Genomic DNA, 17,721 nt, shown 5'->3' with positions numbered 1-17,721 from the left:
GGCAATTCAATTTACTTGATGGATCAATTGATTCCCTTGATCCATCTTGTTGGGCTTGTTCGCAAAATGGGAGGCGCGGAGTATGAAGAAGATCACTTTTGAGAAGGAAGAGAAGGCAGCCATGATCGCGCGCCTTCAGCGCTATTTCGCCGACGAGCTCGACCAGATGCTCGGCACGCTGCCCGCCGAATTCCTGCTCGATTTCTTCACCGCCGAGATTGGCCACCACTACTACAATCAGGGTCTGCGGGATGCGCACGCAGCACTGATGAGCAAGATGGAAGATTTCGGCGAGGCGATCTACCTGTTGGAGAAGGAGCCGGCCAAGAGCTGAACCCGGCTCTATTTCTTCGGCTGGAAGGTGTGCTCCGGCCCGGGAAACGTCCGTGCCTTTACTTCTTCCGCATAGGTTTCCGCCGCCTTTGAAATGATGGGGGCCAGTTCCGCGAAATGCTTCACGAAGCGTGGCTTGAAATCGTTGAACAAGCCGAGCATGTCGTCGGAGACGAGGATCTGGCCGTCGCAGGCGGGGGATGCGCCGATGCCGATGGTGGGGATGCTGATCGAGGCGGTGATCTCGCGGGCAAGCGGCTCGACGGTGCCCTCGACGACCACGGCGAAGGCGCCGGCATCGGCAACCGCCTTGGCGTCGCGCCGGATCTTGTCGGCTTCCTTGTCGGAGCGGCCGAGCGAGCGGTAGCCGCCCGTGGTGTTCACCTGCTGCGGCATCAGCCCGATATGCCCGAAGACGGGGATGCCGCGGGCCGTGAGGAAAGCGATCGTATCAGCCATTTCCTCGCCACCTTCCAGCTTCACGCCGTCGCAGCCGGTCTCTTTGAGGATTCGTGCGGCATTGCGAAAGGCCTGCTCTTTCGATTCCTGATAGGAGCCGAAGGGCAGGTCGACGATGACGCAGGCATGCTTGACGCCGCGCATGACGCCCTGGCCGTGAGCAATCATCATGTCCAGCGTGACGCCGACTGTTGTCTCCATGCCGTAGAGCACCATGCCGAGGGAATCGCCGACCAGTAGCAGGTCGCAATGCGGATCGAGCAGGCGGGCGATCGGCGTCGTATAGGCCGTCAGGCTGACGATCGGGCGCGTGCCCTTCGTCGCTTCGATGGCGGCGGGCGTCATGCGTTTGGTCTGTCCGACAGTGCTCATCTCAGGCGGCCTTTTCGCTGGCGGCCTGCTTGCGGCCGATCACGCGGTTGTCGAGCAGGCGGGTGGCGCCGATGCGCACGAACAGGGCGACGAGCACGGGTTGGCCCTGCAGTTTCGTCAGATGCGCCAGCGTATCGGGATGACGAACCGCGGCGACTTCGGCGGTTGCGAGCGGCTCCTTTTCGATGAAGGCGCGCAAGGCCTCCTCGAATGCGGTGGGATCGTCGGCGCCGAGATTGTAAAGCCTTTCGGCTTCCGCCAATGCCTTCGGGACGATGACGGCGGCGGCACGCTCTTCTTGCGAGAGGTAGACGTTGCGCGAGGACAAGGCCAGTCCGTCCGCATCGCGGACGGTCGGCACCGGCACGACCCGAACCGGCTGCGCCAGATCCTCGACCATGCGGCGGATGATCGCCACCTGCTGATAATCCTTTTCGCCGAAATAGGCGCTGTCGGGCTGGACGATATTGAAAAGCTTGGTGACGACAGTGGCGACACCGGCGAAGTGACCGGGGCGAACCGCACCTTCCAGCTCCGCGCCGAGATTCGGCACATCGACGAGCGTTTCTATCGGCCGGGGATACATATCGGTCACATCAGGCGCAAAGAGAAAATCGACGCCGCCGTTCCGCAGCATGGCGCTATCGCGCTCAAGATCGCGCGGATATTTCGCCAGATCCTCATTGGCGCCAAACTGCAGCGGATTGACGAAGATCGAGGTGACGACGATATCGTTTTCCGCCCTGGCACGGGATACCAGCTCCAAATGGCCGGCATGCAGGTAGCCCATGGTCGGCACCAGGCCGATGCTCTTGCCGGCTCTGCGATGCACGACAAGCCGTTCGCGCAAGGCGGCTATCGTATTGACGATCTCCATAGTGGCACTCCTCCGCAGGCCGCGCTGTCCCCCACCGCCCGTTTCCATCCCTTGAATTTGGCGGCTCTTCTAACGTGTGCAGTGCAAAAAGGCAATTCAATGCCAATCGGCCCCTGTGGCTCCGGAGCGTGTCTCCGGCAACCCGTGCCCTGGTGGCCGTTAGGGTTCGATCGTCTGCGGCTTTACGCTAGCTATCCGATCCTTCTTTACAGAGGACCGAAGCCAGAGGTGAAGGAGAAGGGCGGTTCTAAAGCCTTTCGCCCGGCAATTTGCTCGCTTGCTTGATCCAGTCTGAAAGACTGCTGTCGTCGATCAGGTCATCCTCGTGGATATCGAGATAGCGAACCTCTTTCTGCTTCGACTGGCCCGGCGGTACCGGATCGAGCGATGCGCCGCGGAAGAACGTCACTTTCACATATCGCTCGTAGCAATGGAAACCGAGGAACCAGCCCTGGCCTTCGACGCCGTATAACGGCGTGTTCCATTTGACCGCTTTTCTCACGTTGGGAACGGTGCGTTCGATGACGTCGTCGATGGCGCGTCCGATGCGCTGTTTCCAACCGGGCATCGCTGCAATATAGGCCTGGACAGGCACATTGCCTTCGCCTTTGGGTATTTGCGGGTTGCCGCCTGCAAGTAATTTAGGCTCCGTCAAAACGGCGTCTCTGCTCTTTGGTGATGACGGCTGTTCTTTAGCACGGGGCGAGCTAAATGTCTGCTTGCGGCTCAGAGTTGCCGCTGCAGACGCGTCGCCGTCGATGGCACTTGCCGCCTCATTCCGGAATTATCCCTTCGAGCTTAGCGCTTTTCTCAATCTTTTGCTGTTAGCTGCCCACATGGCGAAGATCGTGGCATTGGCGGCATATTTCTATCAGGCGGCGGTGGCTTTCGGGCTGCTGATCGCGGTCGCGCATCTGCTGGCTCCTGCTGATTACGCTGCCTATTCGCTCTTCATCTCGATCAGCCAGTTTGCGGCGATCTTCTGTTTCGAATGGATCCGTTTTGCCTGCAGCCGTTTCTATCCTGGGCAGACACCCGGCAGCGAGGCATTGGAGCGCAAGGCGCTGACCGTCGAATTCTCGTCATGCGCGGCGTTCTGCCTGATCGCGGCGTACGCCTCGATATTCTTCTCCGTGCCCGGCGAGGTCGCCGTGCTCGGTGGTCTGGTCGCGATCTTTCAGGGCGGCAGCGATCTACATCTCACCATGCTGCGCTTCCGCAAGGAGTTTCGCGCCTTCTCGCGCCTGCAGGGTTCGCGCGCCACCATTCTGGCGGTCGGCACGCTCGCCGGTGCGGCCATCGCCCCGAACTTCACCTGCACGGTCGCCGGCCTGCTGGCCGGCTATGTCGCCTACGGTATCTGGGCTGCGTTCCTCACGCGCAACAGTCTGCGCGAGGCGGCGCATTTCGAGCCGCCGCTGGTCCGCAAGCACTTCGTCTATGGCAGCGTCGCGGCCAGCGCGTCGGTTATCGGCATTCTGGCGCCATTGGCGTTGAAGTCGATCCTGACGACGGCGCTGGGAGCAGGAGGCGCTGCCGGCGCGCTGTTGGCGCTCGACCTGCTGCAACGGCCCTTCGTGCTGATCGTTTCGGCCTTGCAGGCCATCCAGTATCCCGATGTGGTTGCCACCTATGACCGCGAGGGCGCAACACCGGCTTTCAGAAAGCAGCTCGGCGACTATTATTCGCTGCTGACCGGCTTTACCCTGATGACGGCGGCCGGCATCTTCGCGCTCTTGCAGCCCATCGGGCAGTTCGTCATTTCCGCCGGCCTGCGCAACGAGTTTCTCGTGGCGGCGCCCTTCGTGACCGGCCTTGCAGTGTGCCGCGCCCTGACACTCAACATGCTGCCGACGCCGGCGCATCTGCAGCATCGGCTACTGGCGATTTTCCTGCTCGCTGCGATCGACTGCGTGCTGTTGAGTGCCGGGACGCTGGCGGGCGGCTATCTCGGCTCCTTCGGCGATGCGGCCCTGATGGCCGGCGGCATGATCGGGGCGATGATTGCGATGGCGGTCGGCGTGAAGGTGCTGATATCGCTGCCCTTCGATTTTGTCTGGCAGCCGGTCTTGCTCTCCGCCGTCGGCCTGGCCGTGCCGGTGCTTGCGACTGCGGGCTTCACCTATTCGCTCTGGATATCGGTCTCAGCGGGCGTGATCGGTGGTGCGCTCTTCTGCCTGCTCGGACTTTACAGCTATTTTGTCACGATGTTCCGGCCGAGAGCCCGGTCCTAGAGCAGTTTCAGGAAAAGTGCGTAGCGGTTTTCCTGGAAATGCTCTTCGCGCTCAAAGATCTTCCAGCATCGAGAGCACACGGTCGGCGCTGTGGTCCCAGGAGAAGCGGGCGACGTTTTCTCGGCCGCGTCGACGCAGGTTCTCGCGCAGGGCGCTGTCCTCGGCAATCCTTCGCATGGCGGCAATAAGCTCGTCCTGCTTGGTCGGATCGAAATAGAGCGCGGCGTCGCCGGAGGCTTCACGCACGGCGGGAATATCGGCCGCGAGCACCGGGCAGCCCTGCGTCATGGCCTCCAGAGGAGGGATGCCGAAGCCTTCATAGAGGCTCGGAAAGACAAAGGCGGTGGCGTGACGCTCCAGTGCGGCGATCTCTGCATCGCTGAGCCGCCCGGGAAAGAGCAGGCGATCGCTCGACTGCGGACCATCCGATTTGAACACGGTCGGCGCAGTGCCGCCGACAACCACGAGCTTCTGGCTTTCGTCGCCGAGCGCCTCGAAGGCGCGCATGGCAAAATCGAGATTCTTGTTCGGCTTCATCGTGCCGACAAGCAGGAAGAAACCGTTGGTCTGCAGCCCGAGGCGTTGGACGATGGTCTCATCCGGCTCGATCGCGGCGAAATGATCGACAGCGTTGTAGACGACATCGATCCCGCCGGAGGGGACGCGGAAGACGGAGGCAAGCTCTTGACGTGAAAACTCCGAGACCGTGCCGATCTTGGCGGTGCGGGTTAGTACCGTGCCGAGTGCGCTATGCAGCAGGCGGTAGCTGCGCTTGAAGGATTTGGGGTGCCGGAAGATCGTTACGTCGTGGATGACGACGGCCTGGCGGCGGTGCAGGAGAGGGCCGCTGCCGCCGAAGCCGATCAGCCGGCCGCCGCGCGAACGCGCAAGCAGCGCCGTCTGCTCCCAGACATGGCCGGGGCCGGAGCCGAAGGAATCGATCACTATGGCGGAAAGCCCAAGGTCGACAGGGGTGTGGCGCGGGACGGCCAGCCGCCAGCTTGCACCCTTCAATGCGGCGGGTACGTTGCCGGCGGAGATCTTGCGGTCGAGCGCCAGCGTGAGTTCGCGCGCAAAGCGCTGTACGCCGGACAGAGGCTGGCCGAGAAAACGCCCGTTGATGATGATCGACTGCACGCGAAAAATCCCGATATCTCATTGATCGGGAACAGCTTGCATCATTTTCCTTAGAGAAGGTTTAGCCGGGCCGTCGCGATTTTAGGCAAGCGCATCCTGGCTGCCGATAATAGTGACGCCACGCGTGCGCATTTCGTCGATCGCCGCCTTTACGCCGGCCGGATCGATACCGCGGCTCGCATCCTCGATGAAGCGGACGGTGACACCCGGCAGCATCTCGACCGCGTCGAGCGCGGAGAACTTCACGCAGTAATCCGTCGCCAGCCCGCAGAGATCGAGCGCAGTCACCCCTTCGGCGCGCAGATATGCGGCAAGGCCGGTGAGCGCTGCCTGATCGTTGTCGCGAAAGGCGGAATAGCTGTCGACGGCCGGATTCTGCCCCTTCTGCTGGACGAAATCGATGCCGGAGGCGTTGAGATCGGGGTGGAACATGGCGTCCTCGGTATTCTGAACGCAGTGGTCTGGCCACATCATCTGCGGCTTGCCCGAAAGCATGCCCATCTCGAAAGGCTTCTTTCCGGGATGGGCGGAGGCGAAGCTGCCGTGACCGGCTGGATGCCAGTCCTGCGATGCCACAATCAGGTCGTATCTGCCGCTGTCGATGAGCGCGTTGGCAACAGGCACCACCTGATCGCCATCCGGCACCGGAAGATTGCCGTCGGGGCAGAAGCCGTTCTGGATGTCGATGAGCAGCAGTGCTTTCATGAGGCCTGTCCTTCCGTCTCTGTTGCACTGCACGATGCCAAGTGACGGGCTTCGGATCAAGCCTTTTGCGCCCCGCCGGCGGACCGGACGAGGCGCAATGGTTTGCAAGGGCTTATGCGGGCTTGTGGCCCTTGAGGCCGTAGAAGGCGATATAGATGTAGCAGATGATCGGCATCAGGAAGGCGAGATGGATGCCGATGGTGTCGGCAAGTCCGCCCTGGATCATCGGCAGGATGGCGCCGCCGACAATGGCGAGGCACAGGATGCCCGAGCCCTGGCTGGTGTATTTACCGAGACCATGCAGCGCCAGGCTGAAGATCGTCGGAAACATGATCGAGTTGAAGAGGCCGATCGCCAGCACTGACCACATGGCGACATGGCCGGTCGTGAGCACGGTCACCAGAAGCAGGATGGCGACGATAATGGCATTGAAGGCCAGCGCCTTGCCGTCGTCGACATGGCGCATGACCAGCGAGCCGATGAATCGGCCGATCATCGCGCCGCCCCAGAAATAGGAGACGTAGTGAGCGGCTTCGGACTCGGAGAAATGGGCGATATCAGGCTGGCTCAGGAAATTAACAAGGAAGCTGCCGATGCTGACTTCGGCGCCGACATAGAGGAAGATGCCGACAGCGCCGAGGACGAGGTGGCGATACTGCCAGGCCGAACCGCCGCCGCGCATGGGCTCGACCGTTTCCTCATCTTCGACCTGCGGCAGCTTCAGCGCCGCGAAAATGGCGGCAAGCAGAAGGAAAGCCGCTGCAAGCATGAGGTAGGGGAGTTTCACCGCTCCGGCCTCTGTAAGCCTGATGGCATCGAGCTGCTCCGGCGTTGCATTGGCGACGGCAACGGTCGCGGCCGAGAGGATCAGCATGGCGCCAAACCAAGGGGCAAGCGTGGTGCCGAGCGAATTGAACGCCTGGGTGAGATTGAGGCGGCTTGCGGCGGTATCCGGCGGGCCAAGCACGGTGACATAAGGATTGGCCGCGACCTGCAGGATGGTGACGCCGGTGGCGAGCACGAAGAGGGCGCCGAGGAATAGGACATAGACGCGGTAGCTTGCGGCCGGGATGAACAGGGCGCAGCCGATCGCGGCGATGACGAGGCCGACGACGATGCCCCATTTATAGCTGATGCGCTTCACAAGCGCTCCTGCCGGCAGCGATACGATGAAGTACGCGCCGAAGAAGCAGAGTTGGATCAGCATCGATTGCGTATAGTTGAGCTGAAAGACGCTTTTCAGGTGCGGCACCAGAATGTCGTTCAGGCAGGTGATGAAACCCCACATGAAAAAGAGTGAGGTGAGTGCGATAAGCGCGAATTGGTAATTGCCCTGGCCTTGATGTGCGGATGCACCGGCGCTCGTGGGCGCAGAGCGTGTTGCTATGCCAGCCACTTTTTTATCCTCGATTTTTGTTTTTGCCAGACGAGGGTGGGGCCCTGTAGGTGTGCCGGACGGCAGGCTGGCAACGGCTTGCCGAGACATCGCGGGAGGCGCGCTGACTCGAAGCCGCTTGACTCGATATAAGGGATTGGTCCGAGATTGGTAGCGTGCTAGCGATGCGGATTTTGCAATGCAGCAATGCGGCTATCAGGATAGGGTGTTGAGGAGGGGAGGCGGGCTGGTTGATGCAGATGTCACCACAGTTCGAAATATAGATCACGCCAATCTGGATTCATTTTCTCGATCAACTCGATTTTCCACTGGCGATACCAGCGCTTCAGAGATTTTTCCCGCTGTATGGCTGAAACGATGCCGGCGTGGTCTTCATACCAGACCGATCGCGTGCACCCATACTTCCATGCGAATCCGGGTGTCAGACCCTCGCGATGCTCGTAGATGCGGCGTTCAAGATCGGAGGTGACGCCGATGTACAAAGTGCCCCGCTTATTGGTGATGATGTAGGTATATCCACCCATGCGTGTACGATGCTAACGGAGATCTTGGTCGTCCGGAGCCAAAGGTGGCCGGGACGGCGTCTGCGTTTGCCACCGTGGCATACCCCCACATTCCGTCATCCTCGGGCTTGACCCGAGGATCCAAACACAGGCCTTGTTGTTTGTGGACATGTTATTGGCAAGCTGACAGCCTTCTGTCTTTCGCCGCCACCTGTGATGCGCCCGTGGTTCTAGTGGGCACAATGCGTCCGATCAGAACGCTTGTGCGTAGATCCTCGGGTCAAGCCCGAGGATGACGGAGGGGCGGGGAGATGAGGAGCCCTACAGTGAGTCCAAGGCTTCGCTTTGTATTGGCGTAGGCCTTCGCACTAGTGTGCGCCTCTGGTCCCAAACCAGATGATCTAGGTGATCACACCCGCTCGACGAACCCATCCAGCACGCGCTTCTGCCCGGCGCGATCGAATTCGATCGTTAGTTTGTTGCCCTCTATCTCCGCGATATTGCCGTTGCCGAACTTGATGTGGAAGACGCGGTCGCCGATGGCGAATTTTGAGGGTTCGGAGGAGGTGGATTTGGCCACCAGCTCGCCGTCGATTGTGCGCACCTTCGGGCCGCTTTCGCCGTAGCCGATGCGTTCGACGGCGTGGCCGGAGCGGCTGCCCCAGTTGTCGCGGGTGGCGTCGTTGCGGTTCGCCTGGGCGCGTTTCCAGCCGGGGGTGGAATAGGAATTGGCGAAGGGCTCGGCCTTGTCGAAGCGCGACTGGCCATAGCCGCCGCGGCCGTAACCGCCGTAGGATTGCTCCACTTCGGCGACCTCGACATGGGTGACCGGCAGCTCGTCTAGGAAGCGGGAAGGGATGGTCGATTGCCATAGGCCGTGGATACGGCGGTTGGAGACGAACCAGATATGGCAGCGATGCTTGGCGCGGGTGAGGCCGACATAGGCGAGGCGGCGTTCTTCCTCGAGGCCCGCCCGGCCGCTCTCGTCGAGCGAGCGCTGATGCGGAAACAGGCCTTCCTCCCAGCCGGGCAGGAAGACGGTGTCGAATTCCAGGCCCTTGGCCGAGTGCAGCGTCATGATCGAGACGGCGTCGAGATTTTCGTTCTGCTCGACATCCATGACGAGGGCGACGTGTTCGAGGAAGCCGCGCATGGATTCGAAGCTGTCCATCGAGCGGATGAGTTCCTTCAGGTTTTCAAGTCGTCCGGGCGCTTCTGCCGATTTGTCGTTCTTCCACATGTCCGTGTAGCCGGACTCTTCGAGAATCTGCTCGGCAAGTTCAGTGTGCGGCGTATTTTCGAGCAGGCCCTGCCAGCGGCGGAAGGATTGCACGACGTCGAACAGCGCCTTGCGCGGCTTCGGCTTCATCTCGTCGGTCTCGACGATGTCGGCTGATGCCGCCAGCATCGGGATGTTGCGGACGCGGGCATAATCATGCAGCGCGCGCACGGTGGTGTCGCCGAGGCCGCGCTTCGGCGTGTTGACGATGCGCTCGAAGGCGAGATCGTCGGCCGGCTGGCAGACGAGGCGGAAATAGGCCATGGCGTCGCGGATTTCGAGGCGCTCGTAGAAGCGAGGGCCGCCGACGACGCGGTAGTTCAGGCCGAGCGTGACGAAACGGTCTTCGAATTCGCGCATCTGGAAGGAGGCGCGCACCAGGATCGCCATGTCGTTCAGCTTGTGTTTGTTGCGCTGAAGCTGCTCGATCTCCTCGCCGATGGCGCGGGCTTCCTCCTCGGAATCCCAGGAAGCATGCACCTGCACCTTGATGTCGTCGGGATCGGAACGGTCGGTGAACAGCGTCTTGCCGAGCCGGCCTTCATTGTGGGCGATCAGATGCGCGGCAGCCCCGAGGATATGTTCGGTGGAGCGGTAGTTGCGCTCGAGCTTGATCACCTTGGCGCCGGGAAAGTCCTTTTCGAAGCGCAGGATATTGTCCACTTCCGCGCCGCGCCAGCCATAGATCGACTGGTCGTCGTCGCCGACGCAGCAGACGTTCTGCAACTCGCCCTTTGGTCGCTGCGCCAAAAGGCGAAGCCACATATATTGCGCCGTGTTGGTATCCTGATACTCGTCGACGAGGATGTAGCGGAATCGCTGGTGATAATCCTTCAATATATCAGGATTCTGCCGGAACATATTGATCGGATGCAGTAAAAGGTCGCCGAAGTCGCAGGCGTTCAGCGTCTTCAGGCGGTTCTGATAGGCGGCATAGAGTTCGCGGCCCTTGCCGTTGGCAAAGGCGCGGGCGTCGCCCTCGGGAATCTCGGCGGGGCCAAGACCCTTGTTCTTCCAGGTGTCGATCATGCCGGCGAATTGCTTGGCCGGCCAGCGCTTGTCGTCGATGCCTTCCGCCTGGATCAGCTGCTTGATCAGGCGGATGACGTCGTCGGTGTCGAGAATGGTGAAGCTGGAGGTAAGGCCGATCAGTTCGGCATGACGGCGCAGCAGCTTGACGCCGATCGAGTGGAAGGTGCCGAGCCAGGGCATGCCCTCGACAGCGCCGCCGACGAGCAGGGCGACACGTTCCTTCATCTCGCGCGCCGCCTTGTTGGTGAAGGTGACGGCGAGGATCTGGCTGGGGAAGGCGCGATTGGTGGAGAGGATATGGGCGATGCGGGTCGTGAGCACGCGCGTCTTGCCGGTGCCAGCGCCGGCAAGCACCAGAACGGGTCCATCAAGCGTTTCCACCGCTTCCGTCTGCTCCGGATTGAGGCCTGCCAGATAGTCCGGCCGGCGGTGGCTGTCGCGCGCCGCCATGGCGCGGGCCGCAATGCCGCCGCCAATGCTGCTTGCATCCGGCGCAGAACGGCGCGGTGCCAGGTGCTCCGGCTCCTCGTCAAAGAAGGGAATGTCGTCATGTCCGATGGTCATACGGCCCAATGTAATGATTCTACCCCGAAAGGCAAAAGAAACGGGCTGAAAACAGAACAAAAAGTGCACATTCACAGGCAAAAAAAGGGAATGAGAAGGCCATTTCCCTCTCTGAACAGAGACCTGAGAGCGCAAATAAAACGCCTCGTTGTCGGCGCCAAGATTACAACTTTGTCATAATCTGTGGCAAAGCTTGCCGCATATGCTCAAAAAAACGATATTGCAGCAAATCGGGCACAATCGTGCGTTATATCGCTACCAACCCGAACTTGGCCTCAGTAAGTGCGCTTGACGAGATGAGGCCATTAAAGAACCGACGACGCGATTTCATCGCCTCTGACACAACGAGCCGGAGACGTGCATGACCGCCTGGAAGCAGCTTTCCCTGTGTTTTTTCTTGCTGGTGGCAGGTATCGCCGCCGCCGTGGCCTTCGTGCCGGGCGTAGCCGGCCTGTTGCGGGGAGCTGGCGCTCCCGAAGCCGTGGTGGCGGTTGTTGCGCCGGGCAAGAGCGACAATGGCGAGAAGCAGGCTAGTGCTGCAAACGGCGGCGCGCGGCGCGGCCAGAATGTGCCGCTCGTCGTCACGGAGCGGGTGGTCGGCGGCATCGTCAATGACCGCCTCAGCGCGATCGGCACCGGCGATGCCATCCGTTCGGTCGTCGTCATGCCGCAGGCGGCGGGCACGATCAGGGAAATCCTCATCAAGTCCGGCGACCGGGTAAAGCAGGGGCAGGTGCTGGCGCGTCTCGACGATGACGAACAGATTATCGCTCGCGGCCAGGCGGAAGTGGCGCTGAGGAGTGCCTCCGAAAAATCCCAGCTCTATCGCAATATCAAGTCCAGCGTGTCGCGCATGGATGTCTTCGATGCCGAGATCGTCGAGCAGGGCGCCAAGCTGGCGCTGCAATCGGCGGAACTCGCTCTGAAGCGCCGCGATGTCGTTGCGCCGATAGACGGCATCGTCGGCATCGTGCCGGTCGTGGTCGGCGACAATGTGACGACGACGACCAGCATCGTGACGCTGGACGATCGCTCCGAGATCCTGGTGGACTATTGGGTGCCGGAGCGCTTCGCCAATACGGTCAAGGTCGATCAGCCGGTGGAAGCGACATCGGTCGCGCTGCCGGGGCGCGCCTTTGCCGGCGCGGTCGAGGCGGTGGACAATCGTATCGATGGCGCCAGCCGGACCCTGCGCGTGCGCGCCCGCATCGACAATGCTTCCGATGAGCTGCGGGCCGGCATGTCCTTCAATGTCGGCATGCGCTTCTCCGGCGAAACCTATCCCTCCGTCGATCCGCTTGCCGTGCAGTGGGATGGAGAGGGCGCGCATGTATGGCGCGTTACCGACGGCAAATCCTCGAAGGTGCGTATTAGCATCGTACAGCGCAATCTGGATGCCGTGCTGGTCAGGGGCGATCTTCGCGATGGCGATCTCATCGTCATCGAAGGATTGCAGCGAGTGACTGAAGGCGGCGACGTTCGCTTTGCGCGCGATGTCGCCCAGGCCACCGAGGTCATCACGCAATGACGGAGCATGGCGATGACATGAACCAAGGTGGCGCGGGTTCGGGCAAGCAGTCCTTCACCGCGCTTTTCGTGCGCCGGCCGATCCTGGCGCTGGTCTTCAATACGCTGCTGGTCGTTGCCGGCCTTGCCGCCTATTTCGGCGTCGAGGTGCGCGAGCTGCCGGACGTTGACCGTCCGGTCGTCACCGTGAGAACCATGTTCGACGGCGCGTCGCCACAGACAATCGATCAAGAGCTGACCAAGGTCATCGAAGGTGCGGTCGCCCGCGTCAGCGGCCTGAAGTCGGTTTCCTCCAGCTCGTCCTTCGGGCAGAGCAGGGTGACGCTGGAGTTCTCCGACGCCACGGATCTTTCCGTCGCCGCCAACGATGTCCGGGACGCCATCGGCCGCATCACCGAGCAATTGCCCGATCAGGCCGATGCGCCGCAGATCGTCAAGGCGGATTCGGATTCGCAGCCGATCATGCGCCTTGCCGTAACCTCCAGTACTCTGACGATGGACGACCTGACGCAGCTCGTCGACAAGGAGATTACCGACCGGCTGGCTTCGGTAGAGGGCGTTGCCGATGTCGAACTCTACGGCGATCAGGAGAAGGTCTTCCGTATCGATGTCGATCAGGCAGCGCTTGCCGGGCGAGGGCTGACGATCGGCGATCTGACGACGGCGCTTGCGACCGCCGCACTCGACGTGCCGGCGGGATCGCTGAAAAGCGCGCGTCAGGATATCGTCGTGCGCGCGACGGCAGCGCTGCAGACGCCGGAGGATTTTGCGCGGCTGATGGTCAAGGACCGTGTGCGGCTTTCCGATGTCGCCACCGTGACGCTCGGCCCGCGCGACGGGACAACTGCGCTGCGCTCCAACGGCGTGCAGGGGATTGGCCTCGGCATTATCCGTCAGGCGCAATCGAATACGCTCAATATCTCGGAAGGCGTGAAGACTGTCGTCGCGCAGCTTTCGAAGTCGCTGCCCGAGGGAACGCGCATCGCCATCACCAGCGACGATGCCGTGTTCATTCAGGGGGCGATCCACGAGGTCGTGCTGGCACTCGTTCTTTCGGCGCTGATCGTCACCGTCGTCATCTATCTCTTCCTGAGAGACTGGCGGGCAACGCTGATCCCGGTCGTCACCATGCCGGTGGCGCTGACGGGCACGCTCGCCGCGCTCTACATGGTCGGTTTCTCGGTCAATATCCTGACGCTGCTGGCGATCGTGCTTGCCACCGGCCTCGTGGTCGACGACGCCATCGTCGTGCTGGAAAACATCGTCCGTCGCAGGGCCGAGAAAATCGGGCCGCGGGCCGCCGCCGTGCTCGGCACGCGCGAAGTGTTCTTCGCCGTTATCGCGACGACGGCCACGCTTGCCGCGGTGTTCATTCCGCTGTCGTTCCTGCCGGGGCAGGTGGGCGGCCTGTTCCGCGAATTCGGCTTCGTACTGGCCTTCTCCGTCGGCCTGTCGTCGATCGTGGCATTGACGCTTTGCCCCATGCTCGCGTCGCGCATGCTGACCAAGGAGATGCGCGAGGATCATGGCATGCTCGGCCGTTTCGGCGAGCTGTTTGCCGCCGTCTATCGTCGGACGCTACGGGCCTGTCTCAATGCACCGCTTGTGGTCATCGTCTTCTGCGCCCTGTTCTCGGCCGCTGCCGTCCTTGCCTTCCTGAATGTTAAAAGTGAACTGACGCCAAACGAAGACCGAGCCATGGTCATGCTTCGACTGACGACGCCGCAGGGCGCCGGCCTCGATTATACGAAGGATCAGTTGCAGCGCGTCGAAGAGCGGCTGCAGCCGCTGATGGATAGCGGCGATATCCGCAATATCTATGCGATATCAGGCATGAACGGCCAGGAGAATAGCGGTTTTATGGTGCTGACGCTGGCGCCCTGGAGCGAGCGCCATCGCACGCAGCAGGATATCGTTTCCGATATCAACCGCGCCACGGCAAATGTGCCTGCTCTTCGAGGGAACGTCATTCAGGCGAACAGCCTGCGCATTCGCGGCGCCGGCAGCGGCGTGCAGATGGCTCTCGTTGGCAATAATCACGAGGCGCTGACTGAAGCGGCACTGAAACTGGTGCAGGCGCTCGATGCAACGGGGCAGTTCGACACGCCGCGTCTCAACAACGAACCGACCCAGGCCCAGGTCTCCGTTGCCATCGATCGCGAGCGTGCGTCCGATCTTGGGGTTGATATCACAGGTCTTTCGGTGGCGCTGCAGTCGCTGCTCGAGGGGCGTTCCGTGGTCGATGTTTTCGTCGCCGGCGACTCCTATCCGGTGCTGCTCACCTCGACGATGCGCCCGATCGACGATCCCACAGATCTTGAGAACGTCTATTTGAAGACCGGCGACGGCAAGATCGTGCCGATGTCGGTTATTGCCACATTGAAGGAAAATGCCGTCGCGCCGCAGCTGACCCGTGAGCAGCAGCTGGCCTCGGTTGCGATCACCGCCGGCCTCAAGAACGGCATGTCGCTCGGACAGGCCGTCGAAGAGGTGACGAGGATCGCGACGCCGCTGTTGCCGCCCGGAGCGCGGTTAATGCCGCTGGCGGAAGCGGCAACGCTGGAGGAGAATTCCAGCGGAATGGCGCTCACTTTCGGCTTTGCCATCATCATCATCTTCCTGGTGCTTGCCGCGCAGTTCGAAAGCGTGCTGTCGTCGCTGATCATCATGTCCACGGTGCCGCTTGGCCTTGCCTGTGCCGTCTTTGCGCTTGTCATCACCGGTTCGAGCCTCAACATCTATAGCCAGATCGGGCTGGTGCTTCTTGTCGGCGTGATGGCGAAGAACGGCATATTGATCGTGGAGTTCGCCAACCAGCTTCGCGACAAGGGCGAGGGCGTGCGTGAAGCAATCGAAAAAGCCTGCGCGCTCCGCCTGCGCCCCGTCATGATGACCATGATTGCGACCATCCTCGGCGGCGTGCCGCTGGTGTTTGCCGAAGGTGCCGGCGCGGAAGCGCGCATAGCGCTCGGCTGGGTGATCGTCGGCGGACTTGGTTTCGCCACCTTGGTCACGCTCTACATCACGCCCGTCGCCTATCTCCTTATTGCCCGCTTCGCTAAGCCGCAGACGCATGAAGAACAACGCCTGCACGAGGAAATGTCGGACGCGGTGCTGCGCGCGAAGCTGGCTAATCTGCGGGCTGCGGAATGAAAGTCGAGCACGGGTGAGTTGCGCCCGTTGCAGCTTGTGCGCTTATTTATGGTAAATTATGCGTTCCGATTAGCGTTTTTTTAAGCATGTTTGCTAATGATAGTGACCTGTAACCGTCGGAGTTCAGGCATTGTTTTAGCCGGGCTCCCCGTTCGCCGATACGTTCGGCCCGCGCGCATGAGCGCCCGCGGCAAGGTTTCAATGTCTCCTTGTATTCGTTGCGTATTTTTGCGTCCGGAGTTCATGTGCCGTGAGTATTTTTTCGACCTCCATCAGGGTCAATCCCTCTGTCACCACAGCGCTTGAAGTGCTGAGAGACACCAAGACCAAACTGACTGCTGCAGAGCGGCAGATGTCGTCCGGCCTGCGCGTGCAGTCGGTGAAAGACGACGCCACATACTGGAAAATCTCGACTTTGACACGCACCGATGTCGGCGCCATTTCGGCGGTGCAGGATGCGCTTGGTCTTGCCGCATCCACGGTCAGCACCGCCTCCACGGGCGTCAGCAGCGCGGTCGACATCGTGACGCAGATCCGAACGAAGCTTGTCAGCGCCTTTGAGACGAGCGTCGACAAGACGAAGCTCAATGACGAGATTACCGAGCTCAAGCAGCAGCTTCGCAATGTCGCGGAGTCGGCAAGCTTCAACGGCGTCAACTGGATCGTATTACAGGACGGCGAAGACCCGACCGAGCCGCACCAGGTGCCGGGCTCTCTCATTCGCCACACCAATGGAAGCATTTCGATCGGCATGCTGAACTACGAGGGCGTAACGTCGACGGGCGGTACCATCGTCTCGACGGATGCACGATACCTGGTCGACGATCAGTCGAGTGGCACCGGCGGCTATGGCGTGCTGACCTCGACGGCCTTTGCGACCGAAGCCGGGGCGGCGAAGAACTATGTGCTCATCGACAGCAAGAATGGCGACACCAGCGGCCAGGTGGAAGTTTCGCTCGATGCCAATACGACGAAGGGCGCCATCGTCGATATGGTCAATACCGTGACGGCGATGCTGCAGCAGCTCAGCACGATCGGCTCGGCCTTCGGCTCCCTGGAGGCACGCGTCAATCTTCAGAGCCAGTTCGCCGGCAATCTCAGCGATTCGCTGACCAGCGGTGTCGGCAAGCTTGTGGATGCCGATATGGAACAGCAGTCGAGCAAGGTATTAGCGCTGCAGACGCAGCAGCAGCTCGGGCTGCAATCGCTTTCGATCGCCAATGCGAGCTACAATACGGTGCTGCAGCTCTTCCAGAATCTCTGATCGTCCGGCCCACGTCGCAGGTAAGGTGAAACGGGGTCGATGTCGGCCCCGCAGATCGCGGGCGGCGGTTGGTTTCCGAAAATGCCATGCCTTTGCGCTATGCACAGGGGACAAAGGTCCAGATAAGATTTCTCTTCATCATATTGCCGCAATGCTTCATATCTGCTGCGGCCATCGAACCGGAGAGCGACGATTCTATGATCAAGAAAATTGCCATTCTTGCCCTAGCGGCAGGTTTTTTGAACGCGTGCACCACGACCGACCCCTATACGGGCGAGCAGAAAGTATCGAATACGGCGGGCGGTGCTGCGCTCGGTGCCGGTGTCGGTGCTGTCGCTGGTCTTCTCATCGGTCATTCGCCGGCTTCGCGCCGCAATGCCGCGCTGATCGGCGCCGGCGTCGGTGCGCTCGCAGGTGCCGGCATCGGCAACTATATGGACCAACAGGAATCCGAGCTGCGCGCGCAGCTGCAGGGTACCGGCGTTTCGGTTACCCGTGCCGGCGACCGCATCATTCTGAACATGCCGTCGGCGATCACTTTCGACATCGACCAGGACGCCATCAAGCCGGAGTTCTTCCCGACGCTCAATTCCGTCGCAATCGTTCTGCGTAAGTTCAACCGCACCCTGATCGACGTCAACGGCCACACGGATTCGACCGGCAGCCTGCAGCATAACCAGGATCTGTCCGAACGCCGCGCCGGCTCGGTTGCCTCCTATCTTGGCAGCCAGGGCATCGACCAGCGCCGCATGTCCGCTATCGGCTTCGGTCCCACGCAGCCGGTTGCGTCCAACGCAAACGAATCTGGCCGCGCCCAGAATCGCCGCGTCGAGATCCAGATCGCGCCGATCACCCAGAACGGCTGAGTCTCTTCAACAAATGCGGC

14 protein-coding genes are annotated in these 17,721 nt (G+C 61.3%); 6 read left to right on the top strand and 8 right to left on the bottom strand.

Annotated features, from left to right (window positions below; genetic code table 11):
• Positions 1–82: 82 nt before the first annotated feature.
• A complete protein-coding gene (locus JTP94_RS24080; protein ID WP_204852930.1) occupies positions 83–334 on the top strand; it encodes a DUF2164 domain-containing protein in 252 nt (83 codons plus the stop codon).
• A gap of 8 nt (positions 335–342) precedes the next feature.
• On the opposite strand, the gene panB is transcribed toward JTP94_RS24080, so the two are convergent.
• From panB to JTP94_RS24065, 3 genes are all read right to left on the bottom strand, one after another.
• Positions 343–1,164 (bottom strand): 3-methyl-2-oxobutanoate hydroxymethyltransferase, encoded by an 822-nt coding sequence (gene panB / locus JTP94_RS24075; protein WP_204852929.1) that lies wholly within the window; start codon positions 1,162–1,164, stop codon positions 343–345.
• A 1-nt stretch (position 1,165) separates the two neighbouring features.
• Entirely contained in the window at positions 1,166–2,041 is an 876-nt protein-coding gene (gene panC / locus JTP94_RS24070) for a pantoate--beta-alanine ligase (RefSeq protein ID WP_204852928.1), read from the bottom strand.
• 247 nt (positions 2,042–2,288) lie between these two features.
• Complete coding sequence (locus JTP94_RS24065) at positions 2,289–2,696, bottom strand: DUF1801 domain-containing protein (RefSeq protein ID WP_246755210.1); 408 nt, start codon at positions 2,694–2,696, stop codon at positions 2,289–2,291.
• A 181-nt stretch (positions 2,697–2,877) separates the two neighbouring features.
• Here JTP94_RS24065 and JTP94_RS24060 point away from each other — a divergent pair, with 181 nt between their 5' ends.
• On the top strand, positions 2,878–4,275 hold the full coding sequence (locus JTP94_RS24060; RefSeq protein ID WP_204852927.1) for a hypothetical protein: 1,398 nt from the start codon (positions 2,878–2,880) through the stop codon (positions 4,273–4,275).
• A gap of 51 nt (positions 4,276–4,326) precedes the next feature.
• Here the strand turns inward: JTP94_RS24060 and JTP94_RS24055 are convergent, their stop codons facing one another.
• From JTP94_RS24055 to JTP94_RS24035, 5 genes are all read right to left on the bottom strand, one after another.
• On the bottom strand, positions 4,327–5,412 hold the full coding sequence (locus JTP94_RS24055; RefSeq protein ID WP_204852926.1) for a glycosyltransferase family 1 protein: 1,086 nt from the start codon (positions 5,410–5,412) through the stop codon (positions 4,327–4,329).
• Between the two features lie 81 nt (positions 5,413–5,493).
• A complete protein-coding gene (pncA, locus tag JTP94_RS24050) occupies positions 5,494–6,117 on the bottom strand; it encodes a bifunctional nicotinamidase/pyrazinamidase (protein WP_204852925.1) in 624 nt (207 codons plus the stop codon).
• Positions 6,118–6,229: 112 nt separating this feature from the next.
• Positions 6,230–7,513, bottom strand: coding sequence for a sugar MFS transporter (locus JTP94_RS24045; RefSeq protein ID WP_409456624.1), 1,284 nt, complete (start codon positions 7,511–7,513; stop codon positions 6,230–6,232).
• Positions 7,514–7,755: 242 nt separating this feature from the next.
• On the bottom strand, positions 7,756–8,037 hold the full coding sequence (locus tag JTP94_RS24040) for a GIY-YIG nuclease family protein (RefSeq protein WP_204852924.1): 282 nt from the start codon (positions 8,035–8,037) through the stop codon (positions 7,756–7,758).
• A 388-nt stretch (positions 8,038–8,425) separates the two neighbouring features.
• Positions 8,426–10,891 carry an ATP-dependent helicase gene (locus JTP94_RS24035; RefSeq protein WP_204852923.1) on the bottom strand — a complete coding sequence of 822 codons (2,466 nt, stop codon included), beginning with the start codon at positions 10,889–10,891 and terminating at the stop codon, positions 8,426–8,428.
• A 361-nt stretch (positions 10,892–11,252) separates the two neighbouring features.
• Here JTP94_RS24035 and JTP94_RS24030 point away from each other — a divergent pair, with 361 nt between their 5' ends.
• From JTP94_RS24030 to JTP94_RS24015, 4 genes are all read left to right on the top strand, one after another.
• Positions 11,253–12,419 carry an efflux RND transporter periplasmic adaptor subunit gene (locus JTP94_RS24030; RefSeq protein ID WP_204852922.1) on the top strand — a complete coding sequence of 389 codons (1,167 nt, stop codon included), beginning with the start codon at positions 11,253–11,255 and terminating at the stop codon, positions 12,417–12,419.
• A 17-nt stretch (positions 12,420–12,436) separates the two neighbouring features.
• Complete coding sequence (locus JTP94_RS24025; protein ID WP_204852921.1) at positions 12,437–15,571, top strand: efflux RND transporter permease subunit; 3,135 nt, start codon at positions 12,437–12,439, stop codon at positions 15,569–15,571.
• Positions 15,572–15,821: 250 nt separating this feature from the next.
• Positions 15,822–16,835, top strand: coding sequence for a flagellin (locus JTP94_RS24020; RefSeq protein WP_204852920.1), 1,014 nt, complete (start codon positions 15,822–15,824; stop codon positions 16,833–16,835).
• 197 nt (positions 16,836–17,032) lie between these two features.
• Positions 17,033–17,701, top strand: a complete 669-nt coding sequence (locus tag JTP94_RS24015) for an OmpA family protein (protein ID WP_204852919.1) — start codon at positions 17,033–17,035, stop codon at positions 17,699–17,701.
• The last annotated feature ends 20 nt before the right edge of the window (positions 17,702–17,721 follow it).

It is taken from the genome of Martinezella lusitana, assembly GCF_016901135.1.
Lineage (GTDB): Bacteria > Pseudomonadota > Alphaproteobacteria > Rhizobiales > Rhizobiaceae > Rhizobium > Rhizobium lusitanum_D.
Note: the sequence above shows the minus strand (reverse complement) of the source record. Positions and strands in the feature narration are given on the sequence as shown.